We start from the raw sequence: 14,878 nt of genomic DNA, 5'->3' as shown, positions 1-14,878 counted from the left end.
GCGGGAGCCATCACGGGCGTTCCACCAGCCAGCCACGGAGCAGGGCGGCGACGTCCTCGGGCTGGCGCTCGACGAGGTCGGCCAGCTCCCGACGCATCTCGTCGGCCGCGTTGTTCTCCGAGCGCTCGAGGGCCGCGAGGGCGGGCGAGGTCTCGACGGCAGCCGTGGTCGTCGTACGGCGGGCGGCGTCCTGGCGCAGCTGCTCCACGAGGTAGGTGGTGGCGTCCTCGCGCTGCTTGGCCCTGCGGCGCCCGCGCAGCCAGGCCAGCAGGACGGCCAGGGCGATGGCGACCGCGATGCCGATGTTGCGGAACATCGCCATGTCGTTGGCCTTCTTCTCGGCGGCCTTGGCGGCGGCGAGCTCGGCGGCTGCGGCGTTGTCGGCGGTGCGGTCGAAGGCCATCGTCGACACGTCGAGGGTGTCGCCCCGCTTCTTGTCGATGCCCATCGCCGCGGCCACCATCTTCTCCACGTCGGACGGGTTGATCATCCGGGCGGCCGCGGTGTCGAGCACGACGGCGGCGTGGAGCGAGTTGATGCTGCCCGGGGCGGTCTCGCGGTGCTCGACGACGGTGCCGACGGCGTTGTCCTCGGTCACCGACTCCTTCTTGTACGACGAGGAGCCGCTGCCGCCGGTCGCGCCGACCCCCGGGCCCATCTGCCCGTCCGGTCCGACGACGCCGGTGGAGCCACTGCCACCGCCGGGTCCGGCGTAGGTCTCGGTCTGCGAGGAGGAGGAGAGCGGGACCGCCGTGGGGTCGGTCGTGTACGTCGTGGTGTCCTGCACGGCCTTGTCGAAGTCGAGGTCGGCGGTCACCTGCACCGTGGAGTTGCCCGGCCCGAGCACCCGGTCGAGCACGCTCTGGACCTTGGCGCTCATCTGGTTCTGGAAGTCGGTCAGCTGCTGGTCTCGGCTGCTCGCGCCGAGGCCGGCGGCGTCACTGCTGGAGAGCATGCGGCCCTGGGCGTCGGCGACGGTCACGTTCTCCGGGGTGAGCCCGTCGATGCTGGAGGCGACCAGGTGCACGACCGACTGGACCTGCTCGGGAGTGAACGTGGTGCCGGCGGAGGTGTCGAGCATCACCGATGCAGTGGGCGGGTCCTGCTGGTCCGCGAAGACCTTGGCGGGCGGCAGCGCGAGGTGCACGATCGCGGCGTCGACGCCGTCCATCGCCTCGATGGTCTTGGCGAGCTCGCCCTCCATCGCGCGCTTGAAGTCGGTCTGCTCCTGGAACTGCGAGGTCGAGATGCTCTGGTTGTCCAGCAGCGAGTAGCCGCCGCCGCTGTCGCCGCTGTTGCCGGGCAGACCCTTGCCGCTGAGCGCGATCCGGGTTGCATAGACCTGGTCCTTGGGCACCATGACCGTGCTGCCGTTGTTGGCCAGCTCGTAGGGGACGCCCTCGGCGTCGAGCTCGTCGATCACGGCCGAGGCGTCGCTGGAGGCGAGGTTGCTGAAGAGCGGCGCGTAGTTGGGGGTCGCCGCCCAGCGGAAGACCATGAGGGCCGCGAGCAGCACCGCGGCGCCGCCGATGATCGCCACGACCTTCTGGCCGGTCGTGAACGCGAGGAAGGAGTCACGCACGCGGGCCAGCGAGCGCGAGAGGTTCTGCTTCATCCGACCTGCATCCGCATGATCTCGTTGAACGCCTCGAGGGCCCGGTTGCGCACGGCCACGGTGAGCTGCGTGGTGACCGACGCCTCGGTCGCGGCGATCGTGTAGTCGTGGATGTTGTCGAGGTCGCCGGTCGCGGCCTTGACGGCCAGCTGGTCACTGCGGTCCTGGACCTGCTCGAGCCGGTCGATGCCGTCGAGCACCATCGAGCCGAAGGCGTGGCCCGAGGCCGACTGCACGCCGGAGCCGGCGGTCGCAGCGGTGGCCGGGTTCGTGGGGAGCGTGGGGGCGACGTACGGCGTGAAGCCGCTCATCTGCACGCCCTCGATGCCGGACATGCTCATCAGCCACGACCGATCTGCAGCGCGCTGCTGTAGGTGTCCTGGGCGTCCTTGGTGACCTGGACGGAGGCCTGGAAGCCGCGCTGGGCCATGACGAGCTGGGTCATCTGGCTGGCGAGGTCGGTGTCGGGGGCGCGGACGTAGCCGTCGGCGTCGGCCAGCGGGTTCGACGGGTCGTTGACGAGCCGCCCGGTCGCGTCGCCGAGCGCGAAGCCGGTGACCTCCACGCCGCCACCCGCGGCCGAGGCGAGGACCGGCATCTGGGCCTGGAAGGCGCCCTGGCTGGTCGGCGTGACCGTGTTGACGTTGGCGATGTTGTTGGCCAGGGCGTCCAGCCACGTCTGGTGCGCGCCGAGCGAGGAGCCGGCGATCCGGAGCAGGTCGAAGGCCCCCATCACTGGCCGCCCGCGACGGTCTTGATCAGGTCGAAGCGGTCGCTCGTGGCGCGCGTGAGGACCTGGTACTGGAACTGCGACTGCACCGCCGCCAGCGTCTCCTTGCGGAGGTCGACGTTGTTGCCGTTGGCGCCGACCGGGGTGTCGGTGGGCGTCTCGGTCGGCACGACCGCAGCGTTCAGGTCGCCGGAGGAGATGGCGGCCCGCAGGCTGGTCTCGAAGTCCACGCTCGTGGCGCGGTAGCCGGGGGTGTCGACGTTCGCGATGTTGTCAGCGATGACCCGCTGGCGCAGGGCGATGCCGTCGAGGGCCGAGTTGAGCACGGCTCCGACGGCGTCGGGGAATGCGAAGGACACGCCTGCCTCCGAGAAGCGACGAGGGCGATGCCGATCCTTCGGCGGGGTCGAGCGATCCGTGCTCAGGGGTCCATTCGGCTCCCCGGCGCGGCACCTGAGCGGAAACGTCCGCCCATTTCGCCGACTCGGCGCAGCTGCCGGGCGTCAGGCGTCGACGTCGACGTACACGGGGCGTCCGGCGCGACCGGTCGCGCGGTCCACGCGGTCGGCGAACTCGTGCTGGCGGCGCAGGTCACCGAGCCGCGCGGCCAGGGCTCGCTGGACGCGCTCCTGCCGGGCCCTGATCTCCAGGGCCCGCGCCACGAGGTCGGCCGGGATGGGGCCGGCGAGCTGCGGCTCGTCCCACGACTCCATGTCCGCCGCGGCTGGGTCGTCCAGCATCCGCTCGGCGTGGATCACGTCGAGCTCGAGGCGGTCGAGCGCGGTCTCCCAGTGCAGGTGCTGGCGGAACTCGGTCGGGAGTGCCGTCCTCATGCGCTGACGGACAGCAGGCCGAGCGCGGCTTCGCGCCAGGTGTCACGCAGCACCACGACGATGTCGAGGCAGAAGTCGGTGATCCGCTGGTCCTTGGCGATGTTGGCCCGGACGAGCTCCCCGTGCAGGTAGTCGTAGAGCGACGCCAACCCCGGTCCGCCTTCCCAGACGTCCTTGTCCAGGCTGGCGTTGAGCTCGAGCAGGATCTCCTGCGCGTGCAGGAGCGGCTCGTGCGCCTGGCTCGGCTGGCCACTGCGCAGCGCCGCGGAGGCCCGCTGCAGGTCGAGCACGAGACGCTCGCAGAGCATCACGAGCAGCTGTGCCGGGCTGGCGGTCTGCACCGAGGCGGCGAGGTAGGTCTCACGTCCGGCGGCGGCCGTCTTGGAGGGGTACATCATCGATTTCCTTCCGTGGTCACGATGAGGTGGGGAGGTGGGCGATCTGTCCGGCGAGCCAGTTCCCTTGGCTCTGCAGGGAGGACAGTGCGGTTTCCAGTGCGGTGAACTGGCGGGTCAGGGTCGTCCTGCGCAGCTCGAGACGGCCGTCCCAGGCGTCGATGTCGTCGCCGAGGCGGTCGATGGTTGCCTGACGTCCCGTCACGGCCGAGGTGAGCGTGCCGGTGCGGGAGTCGCTGTACGTCGTGGCGACGGTCTTGAGGCGCGCGGCCCAGCCATCGTTCGCAGGCGTCGTCGCCTTGGTGAACTGGGCGGCGACCCCGGCCGGGTCCGCGGCGTACGCCACGTCGAAGGCGGCGTCGTCGAAGACGAGCTTGCCGTAGCGGTCGGTCTGGATGCCGACGCCCTTCATCGACGTCAGGCCGGTGCTGCCGAAGACCGTGTCCAGCAGGGCACTGCGCAGGCTCCGGGCCGTGCCGTCACCCACGAGCGCGCCGGCGGACGTGGTGCCGCTCTTGCCGGAGGTCTGGCTGTCGATCTTGCTCAGCAGCGCGTTGACCTGGTCGACGAGGCCCTTGACTCCTGCTTTGACGCTGGCCGTGTCGCGGGCGATGGTGACGGTGCTCGTGGACCCGACGGTGGCGGTGCTTTGGAGCGTGACGGTCACGCCGGGCACCAGGTCGGTGAAGGTGTTGGTGGTCGAGGTGGCCGCGATGCCGCCCACGGTGACCTGGGCGTCCGCGCCCCGGCGCAACGACGCGGCGTCGACGCCACCGAGCAGTGCACTGCCGTCGGTGTTGGTGAGCGTGAAGTCCGAGGCCTGGCCGGTCTTCGTCGCGGAGACGAGGAGCCGGTAGCTCCCGTCCGCGACCTTGACCGCGGTCGCCGTGACCCCGGTGTCGGCGGTGGCGCCGTTGATCGCGGTGACGACCTCCTGGAGCGTGCCGCCGCCCGTCGGGACGTCGCGGAAGGTCCCGTCGTGCGAGGTGAGGCGGACGGCCGAGGCGCCACCGGAGACGACCACGTCGCTCAGGGCGCCTGCGTCGGTGAGGGCGAACTGGTGCGCCGCGGCGAGGCCGACGACCTTGACGGCGAGGGAGCCCGGCGTCGCGGTGGCGGCGGCGGTCGCCGTGATGTCGGTGCTGCTCGAGGTGGCCTTGAGGGTCTGCCACGTCTCGGTCTTGCCCAGCGTCTCGGCCTTGCTGCCGAGGAGGGCGACGTCGGTGTTCAGCGACTGGAGCGCCGAGAGGACGGTCTTCTCACTGCTCTGCCGGGTCTTGAGCCGGTTCTGCGAGGTCGCCTCGAGCTGCATCAGCTGGTCGATGATCGAGGCGGTGTCCAGCCCGCTCGCGAGACCGCTGATGCTGCTGGTGGCCATCGGTCCTCCTCGAGTCGGGTCGCGGGGCGCCCCGGCCCCTGGTGGTGTTCCCCGGGGAGGACGCGTGAGGCGCCCTCCCCGGGGAAGCTGGTGTCACCCGAGGACCGGGTGACGGGATCTATCAGCCGCGCAGCAGCGAGAGCACGCCCTGCGAGGCCTGGTTGGCCTGGGCGAGCATCGCGGTGCCGGCCTGCGACAGGATCTGCGAGCGGGTGAACTGCATCATCTCGCTGGCCATGTCCGTGTCACGGATCCGGCTCTCGGAGGCCGACAGGTTCTCGACGGCCACGTTGAGGTTGTTGATGGTGTGCTCGAACCGGTTCTGGTAGGCACCGAGCTGGGCGCGAGCGGTCGAGATCGAGTTGATCTGCGCGTCGATCATCTTGATCGAGGCCTGCGAGTTGCTCGTGGTCGAGTAGTTCAGACCACCGCTGACCGGAGCGCCAGCCACACCGCTGGCCAAGCCCGCACCGCCGATCTTCGCCGCGGTGTTGTCGGCCGCGAGCAGCGTGCCGCCGTCGTTCGCCGAGATCACGAGGCCGTTGCCGGCACCGTTGGCGTCCTTCTGCACCGTGACGGTGAAGTTGGAGGCGAAGTTGGCGTCCTTGCGCAGTGCGTCGGCCAGACCCTCCACGCTGTTGAAGCTGCCGGCGGCACCCAGGTTGCCGGTCGTGACGGCCGTCGCCACCCCGTTGTTGGTCGAGGTGAACGTGAACGCGCCACCAGCGGTGCTCACGTTGGCGATTGCGAACGAGGTGCCGGCGGTGGTCAGGTCCCCACCATTGAGGGTGTTGGCGATCGCCTTGACGTTGGCGCCCGCGAGGTTGATCGAGATCTTCGAGTTCGCGTCGCCGTCGGCGCCGACCTGGAAGTTGAGCTGGCCGGTGGTGCCGTCGAGCAGCTTCGTGCCGTTGAAGTTGGTCGACTTGCCGATCCGGTCCAGCTCGGAGACCAGGCTGTCCGACTCCGTCTTGATGTTGTTGCGGGCGTCGGAGTTGTTGCTGTCGTTGCCGCCCTGGACGGCGAGGTCGCGCAGGCGCTGCAGGATCGAGTGCACCTCGGTGAGGGCACCTTCCGTGGTCTGCACGACCGAGATGCCGTCCTGCGCGTTGCGGGAGGCGACCTTGAGGCCACCCACCTGCGAGCGCAGGCCCTCGGAGATGGCGAGACCGGCAGCGTCGTCCGCGGCGCGGTTGATGCGGAAACCGCTCGACAGCTTCTCGAGCGACTTGCTCATCTGGCCCTGGGTGACCGACAGGTTGCGGTACGAGTTCAGGGCGTCGATGTTCTGGTTGATGCGAAGACCCATGATGAGATCCCTCCTGGATTCGAGTCAGAGCTGGAGCCCGTCCGTGGGCTCCGTGCCTGTTCCTTCGGCCAGCAGGGCAGGGGGTTGAGGAACTTCTGCGAAGTTTCTAGGCCGTCGCGTTGACCGGCGTGCCGCCGGCCATGCGGCGTACGCCGGCCGCGTGGCGGGTCGCCACGGCGGCGAAGTAGGCCTCGCGGCGCTGGGCGGCGCAGCCCTGCGGCCGGGCGTGCGGCACGACGAGCTCGGGCTCGAGCTCGTGGTTGAGCGCGTCGCGCAGGAGGATCAGTGCCTCGGCGCGGATCTGGGAGATGCGGGACTCCGAGACGCCGAGGGTCTCGGCGATCTCGGCCATCGGCCGCTCGTTGAGGAAGTACTGCTCCACGACGATCCGCATCCGCTCGGGAAGCTCGGCCACGGCCTCGGAGAGGTAGGTGAGCCGCTCGGCGTGCTCGGCCTGGACCTCCGGGCTCGGGGTGGTGCTGACCAGGGTCTCGGCGAAGGAGTTGTCCTCCGAGGCGTGGAGGGAGAGGACCTGGGCGCGGGCCACGTCGTCACCGTTGGCCACGACGTCCTCGACCGACAGGCCGGCGGAGCTGGCGACCTCGGCGTCCGTCGCGGGACGGCCCAGGCTGTTGGCCAGGGTGGTGCGGGTGGCGTCGAGCTCGCGGGCGCGACGGCGGACCGAGCGCGAGGCCCAGTCGATGCTGCGCAGCTCGTCGACGATGGCGCCGCGCACGCGGGTGGCGGCGTACCGGCTGAAGGGGACGCCACGCGACTCGTCGAAGGCGTGCGCAGCCTGCACGAGGGCGGCGAGTCCGGCCGAGGTGAGGTCGTCGCGGTCCACGTGGGACGGCACCCTGGCGATGGTCTCGCGGACGATGTGTCCGACCAGTGCCATGTGCTTGACGATCAACGCCTCGGAGCCCGGCGGGACGTTGTGGTGGGGGGTCACGATCGGCGATTGTTCAGTCCACCGGGCGACGTTGTCCGGGTTTTTGCGAAGGAAAGTAAAGAGAATTTCAAATGAGCGGGCTTCGGCTGCCGAAAGGGACCGAATGGCCCTCGGCGTCATCCCCCGAACGGCCATCCGGCATGGCCCGTCTGGGCCAAACCCGTCGGTAACCTGCCGTTGACCTGCGATCGCGAGGGCGTCGCGGTGCCCACGACGATAGCCCGCGGCGGCCCCCGCGTGGGCCGCTTCGACACTCTTCGGCCAAACCCCTCAGTAACCGCGCTCCCTGCCGATGGTGGGTGGTGACACCGAAAACCACCGCGCACGAGTGAGGGGGCCGCATCGTGGAGAAGTTGTCACTGATCCTCTGGCGTGAGCGCGAGCTGCTGGAGACCTTGCACTACCGGCTCGAGGTCGAGCAGCTGGTCATGGCCCACGGGCAGACCCGCTGGCTGGCGGCCGCCGCCCGCGACGTCGAGACCGTGCTCGACCAGGTCCGCGACGTCGAGCTGATGCGTGCGATCGCGGCCGACGAGGCCGCGGGCGTCCTGGGCCTCGCGCCCAACCCCAGCCTGTCGGGGCTCATCGCCGCCGTCGACGAGCCCTGGTCCTCGATCCTGGCCGACCACCGCGACGCGTTCGCGGCCACCAGCGAGGCCATCACCCGCGTCGCCGAGGCCAACCGGGGCCTGATCTCCGCCGGCCTCCGCGCCGCGCACGAGACGCTCCTCGGCCTGAGCGGGTCCGCCCAGACCTACACGCCCTCCGGCACCACGGTCGGCGAGGCCGCCCGCAGCGTGCAGCTGGACCGGAGCCTGTGACGTGAGTGGGACCTTCTCGTCTCTCAACACGGCCCTGAGCGGGCTGCGCTACCAGCAGATCGCCCTGGACGTGGCGGGCACGAACGTCGCGAACGCGACGACCGAGGGCTACGTACGTCGTCGCGTGGCCGGCGAGACCCTCGCCCCAGGAGTGACTCCGGCGCTGTGGTCGCGCTCGCAGGACTACGGCAACGGCGTCCGTGCGACGGGCATCACCCGGCTGGTCGACCCGTTCCTCGACGCCCGGTCGCGGGTCGAGCACGGCAACCAGTCCTACCTCGACACCCAGGCGGCCGTGCTGGCCCGCGTGGAGACCGGCTTCGCCGAGCCCGGCGACCAGGGGGTCTCCGCCGCGGTCACGGACTTCCGCAAGGCGCTTCACGACCTGGTCAACAACCCGGGCAGCGAGGCGTCGCGCAGCCAGATGCTGGGCAAGGCGAGCACCCTTGCCGACGCGGTGCGACTTCAGTCGCACAACATCGCCACCGAGAGCGCCGACCAGCGCGGCCGCCTCGACGTCACGCTGACCGAGGTCAACACGGTCGCCGCCGACCTCGCGGACACCAACCGGTCGCTGGCCTCGGCCAAGCTGACCGGGTCCGACGCGACGACGCTCGAGGACACCCGGGACCGGCTCGCGCTGCGCCTCTCCGAGCTCACCGGCGCGGCCGCGACGATCCGTGACGACGGCACGATGGACGTCGCGCTCAACGGGGTGTCCCTGGTCAGCGGCCAGGCTGCCGGGACGATCGGCGCTTCGGCCGGCAGTCCGACGACGTTCACCGTGAGTCCGGCCGGCACCACCGTGCCCGGCGCCCTCGGCGGCACCATCGGCGCGATCGCCGAGCTCGTCGACCACACGCTCCCGGACTACGCATCCGGGCTGGACGCGATCGCCAAGGATTTCGCCGACGCGCTCAACACCCAGCACGGCAAGGGATTCGACGCGAACGGCGCTCCCGGCACTCCACTCTTCTCGTACGACGCCGCGGACCCGGCCGGCAGCCTGCGGGTCTCCATCGCCGACCCGGCGCTCGTCGCGGCGTCGTCGGTGCCCGGTGGCGGTCTCGACGCCGGCAACGCCGACGCCCTGATCGGCGCCATCGCGATCGAAGACCCCTACCAGCGCCTCGTCAACGGCTTCGGCACCCAGGTCGCCTCCGTCCGTCGCCGCGCCGACACCCAGCAGACCCTGACCAGCCAGGTCGACACCAGCCGCGAGCAGCTCGCGGGCGTCAACCTCGACGAGGAGACCGTCAACATGCTCACGGCCCAGCGGTCCTACGAGGCCGCCGCCCGGTTGATGACGACCCTCGACTCCGTCCTCGACACCCTCATCAACCGCACCGGAATGACCCGATGACCGTCACCCGCGTCACCCAGACCATGCTCAGCCACCGAGCCCTCGACGGCCTGCAGGTCGGCCTGGGCCGCGTCTCGCGCATCCAGGAGCAGCTCTCCACCGGCCGGATCATCAACCGGCCGTCGGACGACCCGACCGGCGCCACCGCCGCCATGCGGCTGCGCTCGTCGGTGGCGGACCATCAGCAGTACGCCCGCAATGCCGACGACGGCGTCGGCTGGCTCGATCAGGTCGACACCACCCTCTCCAGCATGACCAGCCAGGTCCGCCGCGCCCGCGAGGTCGCCATCAACGGAGCCAACACCGGCGCCAACGGGCCGGACGCGCTGCGCGGGATGGCGGCCGAGGTCGACCAGATCCGGGCGGGCCTGATCAGCGAGGCCAACGCCACCTACCTCGGCCGGCCGGTGTTCGGCGGCATCACGTCCGGCGCCGCGGCGTACGACGCCACCGGGGCCTACATCGGCAAGCCGGGCGAGGTGGTGCGCACCGTCGCCGACGGCGTCAAGATCCGCGTCGACCAGGACGGACCGGCCGCGTTCGGCATCGACGGCGACTCGGTCTTCGACCACCTGACCGCCCTGTCGACGGCACTGAAGGCCGGTGACGCAACCGGCATCACCCAGGCCATCGACGTCCTCGGGAAGGACGGCACGCGGATCACCAACGCGCAGACGGATGTCGGCACCCGGACCGTCCGCATCGAGCAGGCCCGGCAGAAGGCCGGGGACGCCGAGCTGTCGCTGACCTCGGCGCTCTCCGAGATCGAGAACACCGACCTGCCGAAGGCGACCGTCGACCTCCAGCTGCAGCAGGTCGCCTACCAGGCCGCGCTCGCCGCCACGGCGAAGGTCATCCAGCCGAGCCTGCTGGACTTCTTGCGATGATGGCCCCGTCCCCAGCGGTTGGAGAACCCATGACCGACGTGCCCGTCATCGAGATGGTGCGGCCGATGCCCGGATTCCCCGAGCGCCGGCGCTTCGCGCTGGTGCAGCTCGACGACGACGGCGTGCTGTGCAGCATGACGTCGCTGGACGAGCCGGACCTGCGCTTCCTGGTGGCCCCGCCGGGCCGCTTCTTCCCCGACTACGCCCCCGAGGTCGAGGACGACGTGCTGTCCGACCTCGCCATCGAGTCGTCGGACGACGTACTGCTCCTCGTGGTCCTCAACGCGGCCGGCGGCTCGCTGGCGACGACCACGGCCAACCTCGCCGCCCCGGTCCTGGTCAATCCGGCCACCCGACGTGGCGGGCAGATCGTCCTGGACGCCCCCGGCCTGCCCGTCGCGGCACCCCTGCTCGGGTGAATCGGATGCGCTCGGGCGCTACCGGTAGCGTGGCGGCATGCTGGTTCTGAGTCGTCGTGCGGGGGAGAGCGTCGTCCTCGGCGAGGACATCACCATCACGATCCTCGAGGTGCGCGGCGACGTCGTCCGCGTCGGCATCGACGCTCCGCGCTCCCTGAAGGTCCACCGCGCCGAGCTGCTCGCCCAGCTCGAGGAGAGCAACCGCCAGTCGGCGTCCCCGAGCGAGGACGTCGTCGCCAGCCTCACCCGCGCCCTGCACCACGACTGACGCCGACCCGTCGTTCGTTGACGGCGTACGGCGCCCACCCGTCGCGTGTTGACGAGTGGCGGTCGTCTCATTGGTTGCCGGATGCAACCTTTTCGGAATATAGTTGCCATCAGCAACCTTATCTCTTCCGTGAAGCGAGCATCCGTGAGCAGCCAGACCGTCCCCCCGTCCACCCCCACATCGGGCCCCGCCTCGTCCGAGGCCGGCGTCCCGATGACGCACCGCGAGGTGATGGAGGCGCTCAGCGGCCTCCTGCTCGCGATGTTCGTCGCGATGCTGTCGAGCACGGTCGTGAGCAACGCGCTGCCGCGGATCGTCTCGGACCTGCACGGCAGCCAGTCCGGCTACACGTGGGTGGTCGTCTCGACGCTGCTGGCGATGACCGCGACCACCCCGATCTGGGGCAAGCTCGCCGACCTGTTCAGCAAGAAGCTGCTGGTGCAGAGCGCTCTGGTCATCTACTCCGTCGGCTCGCTGGTCGCGGCCGTCGCCCCCAACATGGCCGTCCTGATCGGCGCCCGCGTCGTCCAGGGCCTCGGCGTCGGCGGCCTGACCGCCCTCGTCCAGGTCGTGATCGCGACGATGGTGTCCCCGCGTGAGCGCGGCCGCTACTCCGGCTACCTCGGCGCGGTCTTCGCGCTCGCCACCGTCAGCGGCCCGCTCATCGGCGGCGTGATCGTGGACAGCGCCCTCGGCTGGCGCGGCTGCTTCTTCGTCGGCCTGCCCGTCGCCCTCGCGGCGTTCGTCCTGCTCCAGAAGACCCTGCACCTGCCGGTCGTGAAGCGCGACGTCAGGATCGACTACCTCGGAGCCACGCTCATCGTCTCCGGCGTCTCGATCCTGCTCGTGTGGGTCTCCCTCGCCGGCAACCAGTTCGCCTGGGGCTCGGCCACCAGCGCGCTGCTCGTCGTCGCCGGCCTGCTCGTCGTCGCCGCCGCGGTGTACGTCGAGGCGAGGGTCGCGGCCGAGCCGATCATCCCGTTGCGCCTGTTCAAGGACCGCACCACGGCGCTCGCCACCGCCGCCTCGGTGTTCATCGGCGTCGCGATGTTCGGCTCCACGGTCTACCTCAGCCAGTACTTCCAGCTCGCCCGCGGCATGAGCCCCACCCGCGCCGGCCTGATGTCGATCGCGATGGTCGGCGGCCTGCTCGTCTCCAGCATCATCACCGGCCGCATCATCAGCGACACCGGCCGCTGGAAGCGCTGGCTGGTCGGCGGCATGGTCCTCGTGATCGCCGGGCTCGGCCTGCTCGGCCAGGTCGACGACACCACCAACCTCGCGGTGGTCGGCCTGTTCATGGCGATCCTCGGCCTCGGCCTCGGCGCCACCATGCAGAACCTCGTCCTCGCCGTGCAGAACAACGCCACCCAGTCGGACATGGGGGCGGCCAGCTCGGTCGTCGCGTTCTTCCGCTCGATGGGCGGCTCGATCGGCGTCTCGGCCCTCGGCGCGCTGCTCAGCCACCAGGTCGCCGACAAGGTCGCGTCCGGCCTGGCCGCGATCGGCGTGAGCACCGACGGCGCCGAGAGCCACTCCATCCCGGACCTGGCCGCCCTGCCCGCTCCGGTGCGAGTCGTCTTCGAGCACGCCTTCGGCGCCTCGATCGGCGAGCTCTTCCTCGTCGCGATGCCCTTCGCGGTGCTGGCGCTGGTCTGCGTCGCGTTCATCCGCGAGGTGCCGCTGCGCACCAGCAACCTGACCGACGCCGACCTCGCCCCCGAGGCGACGTCCGAGCTCGCGGCCCGGTGACCGCGGTGAGCAGCACGACCTCCGGCCCTACGATCACCCGTGTGAGCGCGTCCCGTCCCGAGTCGCTGCGGCAGCTCGAGCACGAGGTCGGCGTGCTGATCCGGCGGATCAGGCGCGTCATCGGCGAGCGTTCGCGTGCGGTCCACCCGGACCTGCAGCCCGCGTCGTACCTCCTGCTGGCCTACCTCGCCGAGAGTGGGCCGATGCGGTCCTCGGCGATCGCCGGGACCTTCGACGTCGACAAGGGCGCCATCAGCCGGCAGGTGCAGCACCTGGTCGACCTCGGCCTGGTCGACCGGCAGCCGGACCCCGACGACGGCCGGGCGACGCTGGTCTCGGCGAGCGAGAGCGCCGTACGCCGCCTGGCCGAGGTCTCCTCCGAGCGCCGGCGTTGGCTCGACGAACGGCTCTCGGACTGGTCCGACGACGACCTGCGCGGGCTGGTGGAGTCGCTCGGTCGCTACAACGGCGCCCTCGACTGAGGACGGCAACCCCCGAGGATCAGCCCAGCCAGACCGCAGTGTCGGCGGGGAGCTTGCCGTCCTCGACCGCTCCGCTCGCGAGCAGTACGTCGCCCGCCGGGAGCGCGACGGCTGCGGTGCCGCAGTTCAGCACGACGGTGACCGGCCCGCGGCGGAACGCGAGGACGTCCTCGCCCAGGTCGATCATCTCGACGTGGTCGTCGATGCCGGTCGCGTGGGCGCGCCGGGCCGCCAGCGCCTCGCGGTAGAACGAGAGCGTGGAGGTCGGGTCGTCCTGCTGCGCCTCGACCGAGAGGCCGGCGTAGGACGAGGGCTGCGGCAGCCAGGGCTGGCCGGTGCCGGGGCCGAAGCCGAACGGCGCGGCCGAGCCGCTCCATGGGATCGGCACGCGGCAGCCGTCCCGGCCCTCCTCGCCGGTGCGGAACCACGACGGGTCCTGCCGGAAGTCCGGATGCACCTCGTCCTGCTCCAGGCCGAGCTCCTCGCCCTGGTAGAGGTAGGCCGAGCCGGGCAGCGACAGCATCGTCATGGTCGCGGCCTTCGCGCGCGCCAGGCCGACCGGGCCGCCGCCGTAGCGGGTCACGTGGCGGATCACGTCGTGATTGCTCAGCACCCACGTGGGTGAGGCCCCGACGGGAGCCAGTGCGTCGAGCGTCCCGGTGATCACGTCCGCGAACGCCGAGGCCGACCACGGCGCGAGCAGCCAGCTGAAGTTGAAGCTCTGGCTCATCTCGTCGGGTCGCACGAAGCGCGCCATCGACTCGGGGGTCTGGGTCCAGGCCTCGGCGACGGTCATCCGGTCGCCGTCGTACTTCTCCAGGATCCGGTGCCAGCGGCGGTAGACGTCGTGCACCTCGGGCTGGTCCCACATGGGCTCGTCGCGCAGGGTGCGCTCCACCATGCTCGAGGGCGGCGCGGCGGAGGCAGCGGAGGCCTCGGGGACCTCGTCCTCGGCGATCTCCTGGTCGCGCAGGCTCTCGACCTTGAAGAGCCCGTGCGCCACGTCGACACGGAACCCGTCGACGCCGCGGTCGAGCCAGAACGTCAGCACGTCCTCGAACAGGTCGCCGACCTCGGGGTTGCGCCAGTCGAAGTCGGGCTGCGTGCTGTCGAAGAGGTGGAGGTACCACTGGCCGCGTTGTCCTGAGCCTGTCGAAGGGTCCTCGACGCGCGTCCACGCGGGACCGCCGAAGACCGACTCCCAGTTGTTGGGCGGCAGCTCGCCGGCCTTGCCGCGGCCATCGCGGAAGAGGTAGCGCGCCCGCTCGGGGCTGCCGGGGCCGGCGGCCAGGGCGGCCCGGAACCACTCGTGCTGGTCGGAGGAGTGGTTGGGGACCAGGTCGACGATCACCTTCAGGCCGAGCTCGTGGGCGCGGTCGAGCAGCGCGTCCGCGTCACCGATGCTGCCGAAGAGCGGGTCGACGTCGGTGTAGTCCGCGACGTCGTAGCCGTGGTCGTTCTGGGGCGAGGTGTAGAAGGGCGTGATCCACAGCGCGTCGACGCCGAGGTCGCGCAGGTAGGGCAGTCGCGAGGTGATCCCCGGCAGGTCGCCGATGCCGTCACCGTCGAGATCGGCGAAGCTGCGGACGTAGACCTGGTAGGTGACCGCGTGCCGCCACCACTCGTTTTGATCGTTCAAACCCATGGGAAGGATCCTTCCCAAGACGCCCGGCC

The 14,878-nt window shown here is 70.8% G+C and carries 17 protein-coding genes; 7 read left to right on the top strand and 10 right to left on the bottom strand.

Features of this window, described 5'->3' with window-relative positions; genetic code table 11:
• Positions 1-10 precede the first annotated feature (10 nt).
• The 9 genes from fliF to FB382_RS16550 all read right to left on the bottom strand — a co-directional run bounded on the left by fliF (position 11) and on the right by FB382_RS16550 (position 7,212).
• Positions 11-1,615 carry a flagellar basal-body MS-ring/collar protein FliF gene (fliF, locus tag FB382_RS16590; protein WP_182540835.1) on the bottom strand — a complete coding sequence of 535 codons (1,605 nt, stop codon included), beginning with the start codon at positions 1,613-1,615 and terminating at the stop codon, positions 11-13.
• A complete protein-coding gene (gene fliE, locus FB382_RS16585) occupies positions 1,612-1,950 on the bottom strand; it encodes a flagellar hook-basal body complex protein FliE (protein ID WP_246377224.1) in 339 nt (112 codons plus the stop codon). The genes fliF and fliE overlap by 4 nt, the downstream gene beginning before the upstream one ends.
• A gap of 5 nt (positions 1,951-1,955) precedes the next feature.
• The gene (locus FB382_RS16580) at positions 1,956-2,348 is read right to left on the bottom strand and encodes a flagellar basal body rod protein FlgC (protein WP_182540833.1); all 393 of its coding nucleotides are present in this window, start codon (positions 2,346-2,348) and stop codon (positions 1,956-1,958) included.
• Complete coding sequence (locus FB382_RS16575; RefSeq protein WP_182540832.1) at positions 2,348-2,704, bottom strand: flagellar basal body protein; 357 nt, start codon at positions 2,702-2,704, stop codon at positions 2,348-2,350. The genes FB382_RS16580 and FB382_RS16575 overlap by 1 nt, the downstream gene beginning before the upstream one ends.
• A 144-nt stretch (positions 2,705-2,848) precedes the next feature.
• Entirely contained in the window at positions 2,849-3,178 is a 330-nt protein-coding gene (locus FB382_RS16570; protein WP_182540831.1) for a hypothetical protein, read from the bottom strand.
• Positions 3,175-3,573: a flagellar export chaperone FliS gene (fliS, locus tag FB382_RS16565; RefSeq protein ID WP_182540830.1), complete on the bottom strand. Its 399-nt coding sequence runs from the start codon at positions 3,571-3,573 to the stop codon at positions 3,175-3,177. Before fliS ends, FB382_RS16570 begins: the two co-directional genes overlap by 4 nt.
• A gap of 19 nt (positions 3,574-3,592) precedes the next feature.
• Entirely contained in the window at positions 3,593-4,951 is a 1,359-nt protein-coding gene (gene fliD, locus FB382_RS16560) for a flagellar filament capping protein FliD (RefSeq protein ID WP_182540829.1), read from the bottom strand.
• A 121-nt stretch (positions 4,952-5,072) separates the two neighbouring features.
• Positions 5,073-6,260, bottom strand: a complete 1,188-nt coding sequence (locus FB382_RS22600) for a flagellin N-terminal helical domain-containing protein (RefSeq protein ID WP_182540828.1) — start codon at positions 6,258-6,260, stop codon at positions 5,073-5,075.
• A 106-nt stretch (positions 6,261-6,366) separates the two neighbouring features.
• Positions 6,367-7,212, bottom strand: coding sequence for a sigma-70 family RNA polymerase sigma factor (locus tag FB382_RS16550; protein WP_343055644.1), 846 nt, complete (start codon positions 7,210-7,212; stop codon positions 6,367-6,369).
• 344 nt (positions 7,213-7,556) lie between these two features.
• On the opposite strand from FB382_RS16550, the gene FB382_RS16545 reads away from it, so the two are divergent.
• From FB382_RS16545 to FB382_RS16515, 7 genes are all read left to right on the top strand, one after another.
• A complete protein-coding gene (locus tag FB382_RS16545) occupies positions 7,557-8,033 on the top strand; it encodes a flagellar export chaperone FlgN (protein ID WP_182540826.1) in 477 nt (158 codons plus the stop codon).
• A 1-nt stretch (position 8,034) separates the two neighbouring features.
• A complete protein-coding gene (gene flgK, locus FB382_RS16540) occupies positions 8,035-9,396 on the top strand; it encodes a flagellar hook-associated protein FlgK (RefSeq protein ID WP_182540825.1) in 1,362 nt (453 codons plus the stop codon).
• Positions 9,393-10,283 (top strand): flagellar hook-associated protein FlgL, encoded by an 891-nt coding sequence (gene flgL, locus FB382_RS16535; RefSeq protein ID WP_182540824.1) that lies wholly within the window; start codon positions 9,393-9,395, stop codon positions 10,281-10,283. The genes flgK and flgL overlap by 4 nt, the downstream gene beginning before the upstream one ends.
• 29 nt (positions 10,284-10,312) lie before the next feature.
• Positions 10,313-10,702: a flagellar assembly protein FliW gene (gene fliW / locus FB382_RS16530; RefSeq protein ID WP_182540823.1), complete on the top strand. Its 390-nt coding sequence runs from the start codon at positions 10,313-10,315 to the stop codon at positions 10,700-10,702.
• A gap of 37 nt (positions 10,703-10,739) precedes the next feature.
• Entirely contained in the window at positions 10,740-10,970 is a 231-nt protein-coding gene (gene csrA, locus FB382_RS16525; RefSeq protein WP_182540822.1) for a carbon storage regulator CsrA, read from the top strand.
• A gap of 144 nt (positions 10,971-11,114) precedes the next feature.
• A complete protein-coding gene (locus FB382_RS16520; protein ID WP_343055643.1) occupies positions 11,115-12,722 on the top strand; it encodes an MDR family MFS transporter in 1,608 nt (535 codons plus the stop codon).
• A 41-nt stretch (positions 12,723-12,763) separates the two neighbouring features.
• Complete coding sequence (locus tag FB382_RS16515) at positions 12,764-13,204, top strand: MarR family transcriptional regulator (RefSeq protein WP_182540821.1); 441 nt, start codon at positions 12,764-12,766, stop codon at positions 13,202-13,204.
• Positions 13,205-13,223: 19 nt separating this feature from the next.
• On the opposite strand, the gene FB382_RS16510 is transcribed toward FB382_RS16515, so the two are convergent.
• Positions 13,224-14,849, bottom strand: a complete 1,626-nt coding sequence (locus FB382_RS16510; RefSeq protein ID WP_182540820.1) for a glycoside hydrolase family 13 protein — start codon at positions 14,847-14,849, stop codon at positions 13,224-13,226.
• Positions 14,850-14,878 lie beyond the last annotated feature (29 nt).

The sequence above is a fragment of the Nocardioides ginsengisegetis genome (assembly GCF_014138045.1).
Taxonomy (GTDB): domain Bacteria; phylum Actinomycetota; class Actinomycetes; order Propionibacteriales; family Nocardioidaceae; genus Nocardioides; species Nocardioides ginsengisegetis.
The sequence above is the reverse complement of the archived record's forward strand: the minus strand, read 5'-3'. Positions and strand labels throughout refer to the sequence as shown.

Coding starts and splice junctions, on each gene's coding strand:
- fliW (WP_182540823.1), top strand. CDS start 10,313: ATGACCGACGTGCCCGTCATCGAGATGGTGCGGCCGATGCCCGGATTC.
- flgL (WP_182540824.1), top strand. CDS start 9,393: ATGACCGTCACCCGCGTCACCCAGACCATGCTCAGCCACCGAGCCCTC.
- fliF (WP_182540835.1), bottom strand. CDS start 1,615: ATGAAGCAGAACCTCTCGCGCTCGCTGGCCCGCGTGCGTGACTCCTTC.
- fliD (WP_182540829.1), bottom strand. CDS start 4,951: ATGGCCACCAGCAGCATCAGCGGTCTCGCGAGCGGGCTGGACACCGCC.
- FB382_RS16570 (WP_182540831.1), bottom strand. CDS start 3,178: ATGAGGACGGCACTCCCGACCGAGTTCCGCCAGCACCTGCACTGGGAG.
- FB382_RS16510 (WP_182540820.1), bottom strand. CDS start 14,849: ATGGGTTTGAACGATCAAAACGAGTGGTGGCGGCACGCGGTCACCTAC.
- fliE (WP_246377224.1), bottom strand. CDS start 1,950: ATGTCCGGCATCGAGGGCGTGCAGATGAGCGGCTTCACGCCGTACGTC.
- csrA (WP_182540822.1), top strand. CDS start 10,740: ATGCTGGTTCTGAGTCGTCGTGCGGGGGAGAGCGTCGTCCTCGGCGAG.
- fliS (WP_182540830.1), bottom strand. CDS start 3,573: ATGTACCCCTCCAAGACGGCCGCCGCCGGACGTGAGACCTACCTCGCC.
- FB382_RS16580 (WP_182540833.1), bottom strand. CDS start 2,348: ATGGGGGCCTTCGACCTGCTCCGGATCGCCGGCTCCTCGCTCGGCGCG.
- FB382_RS22600 (WP_182540828.1), bottom strand. CDS start 6,260: ATGGGTCTTCGCATCAACCAGAACATCGACGCCCTGAACTCGTACCGC.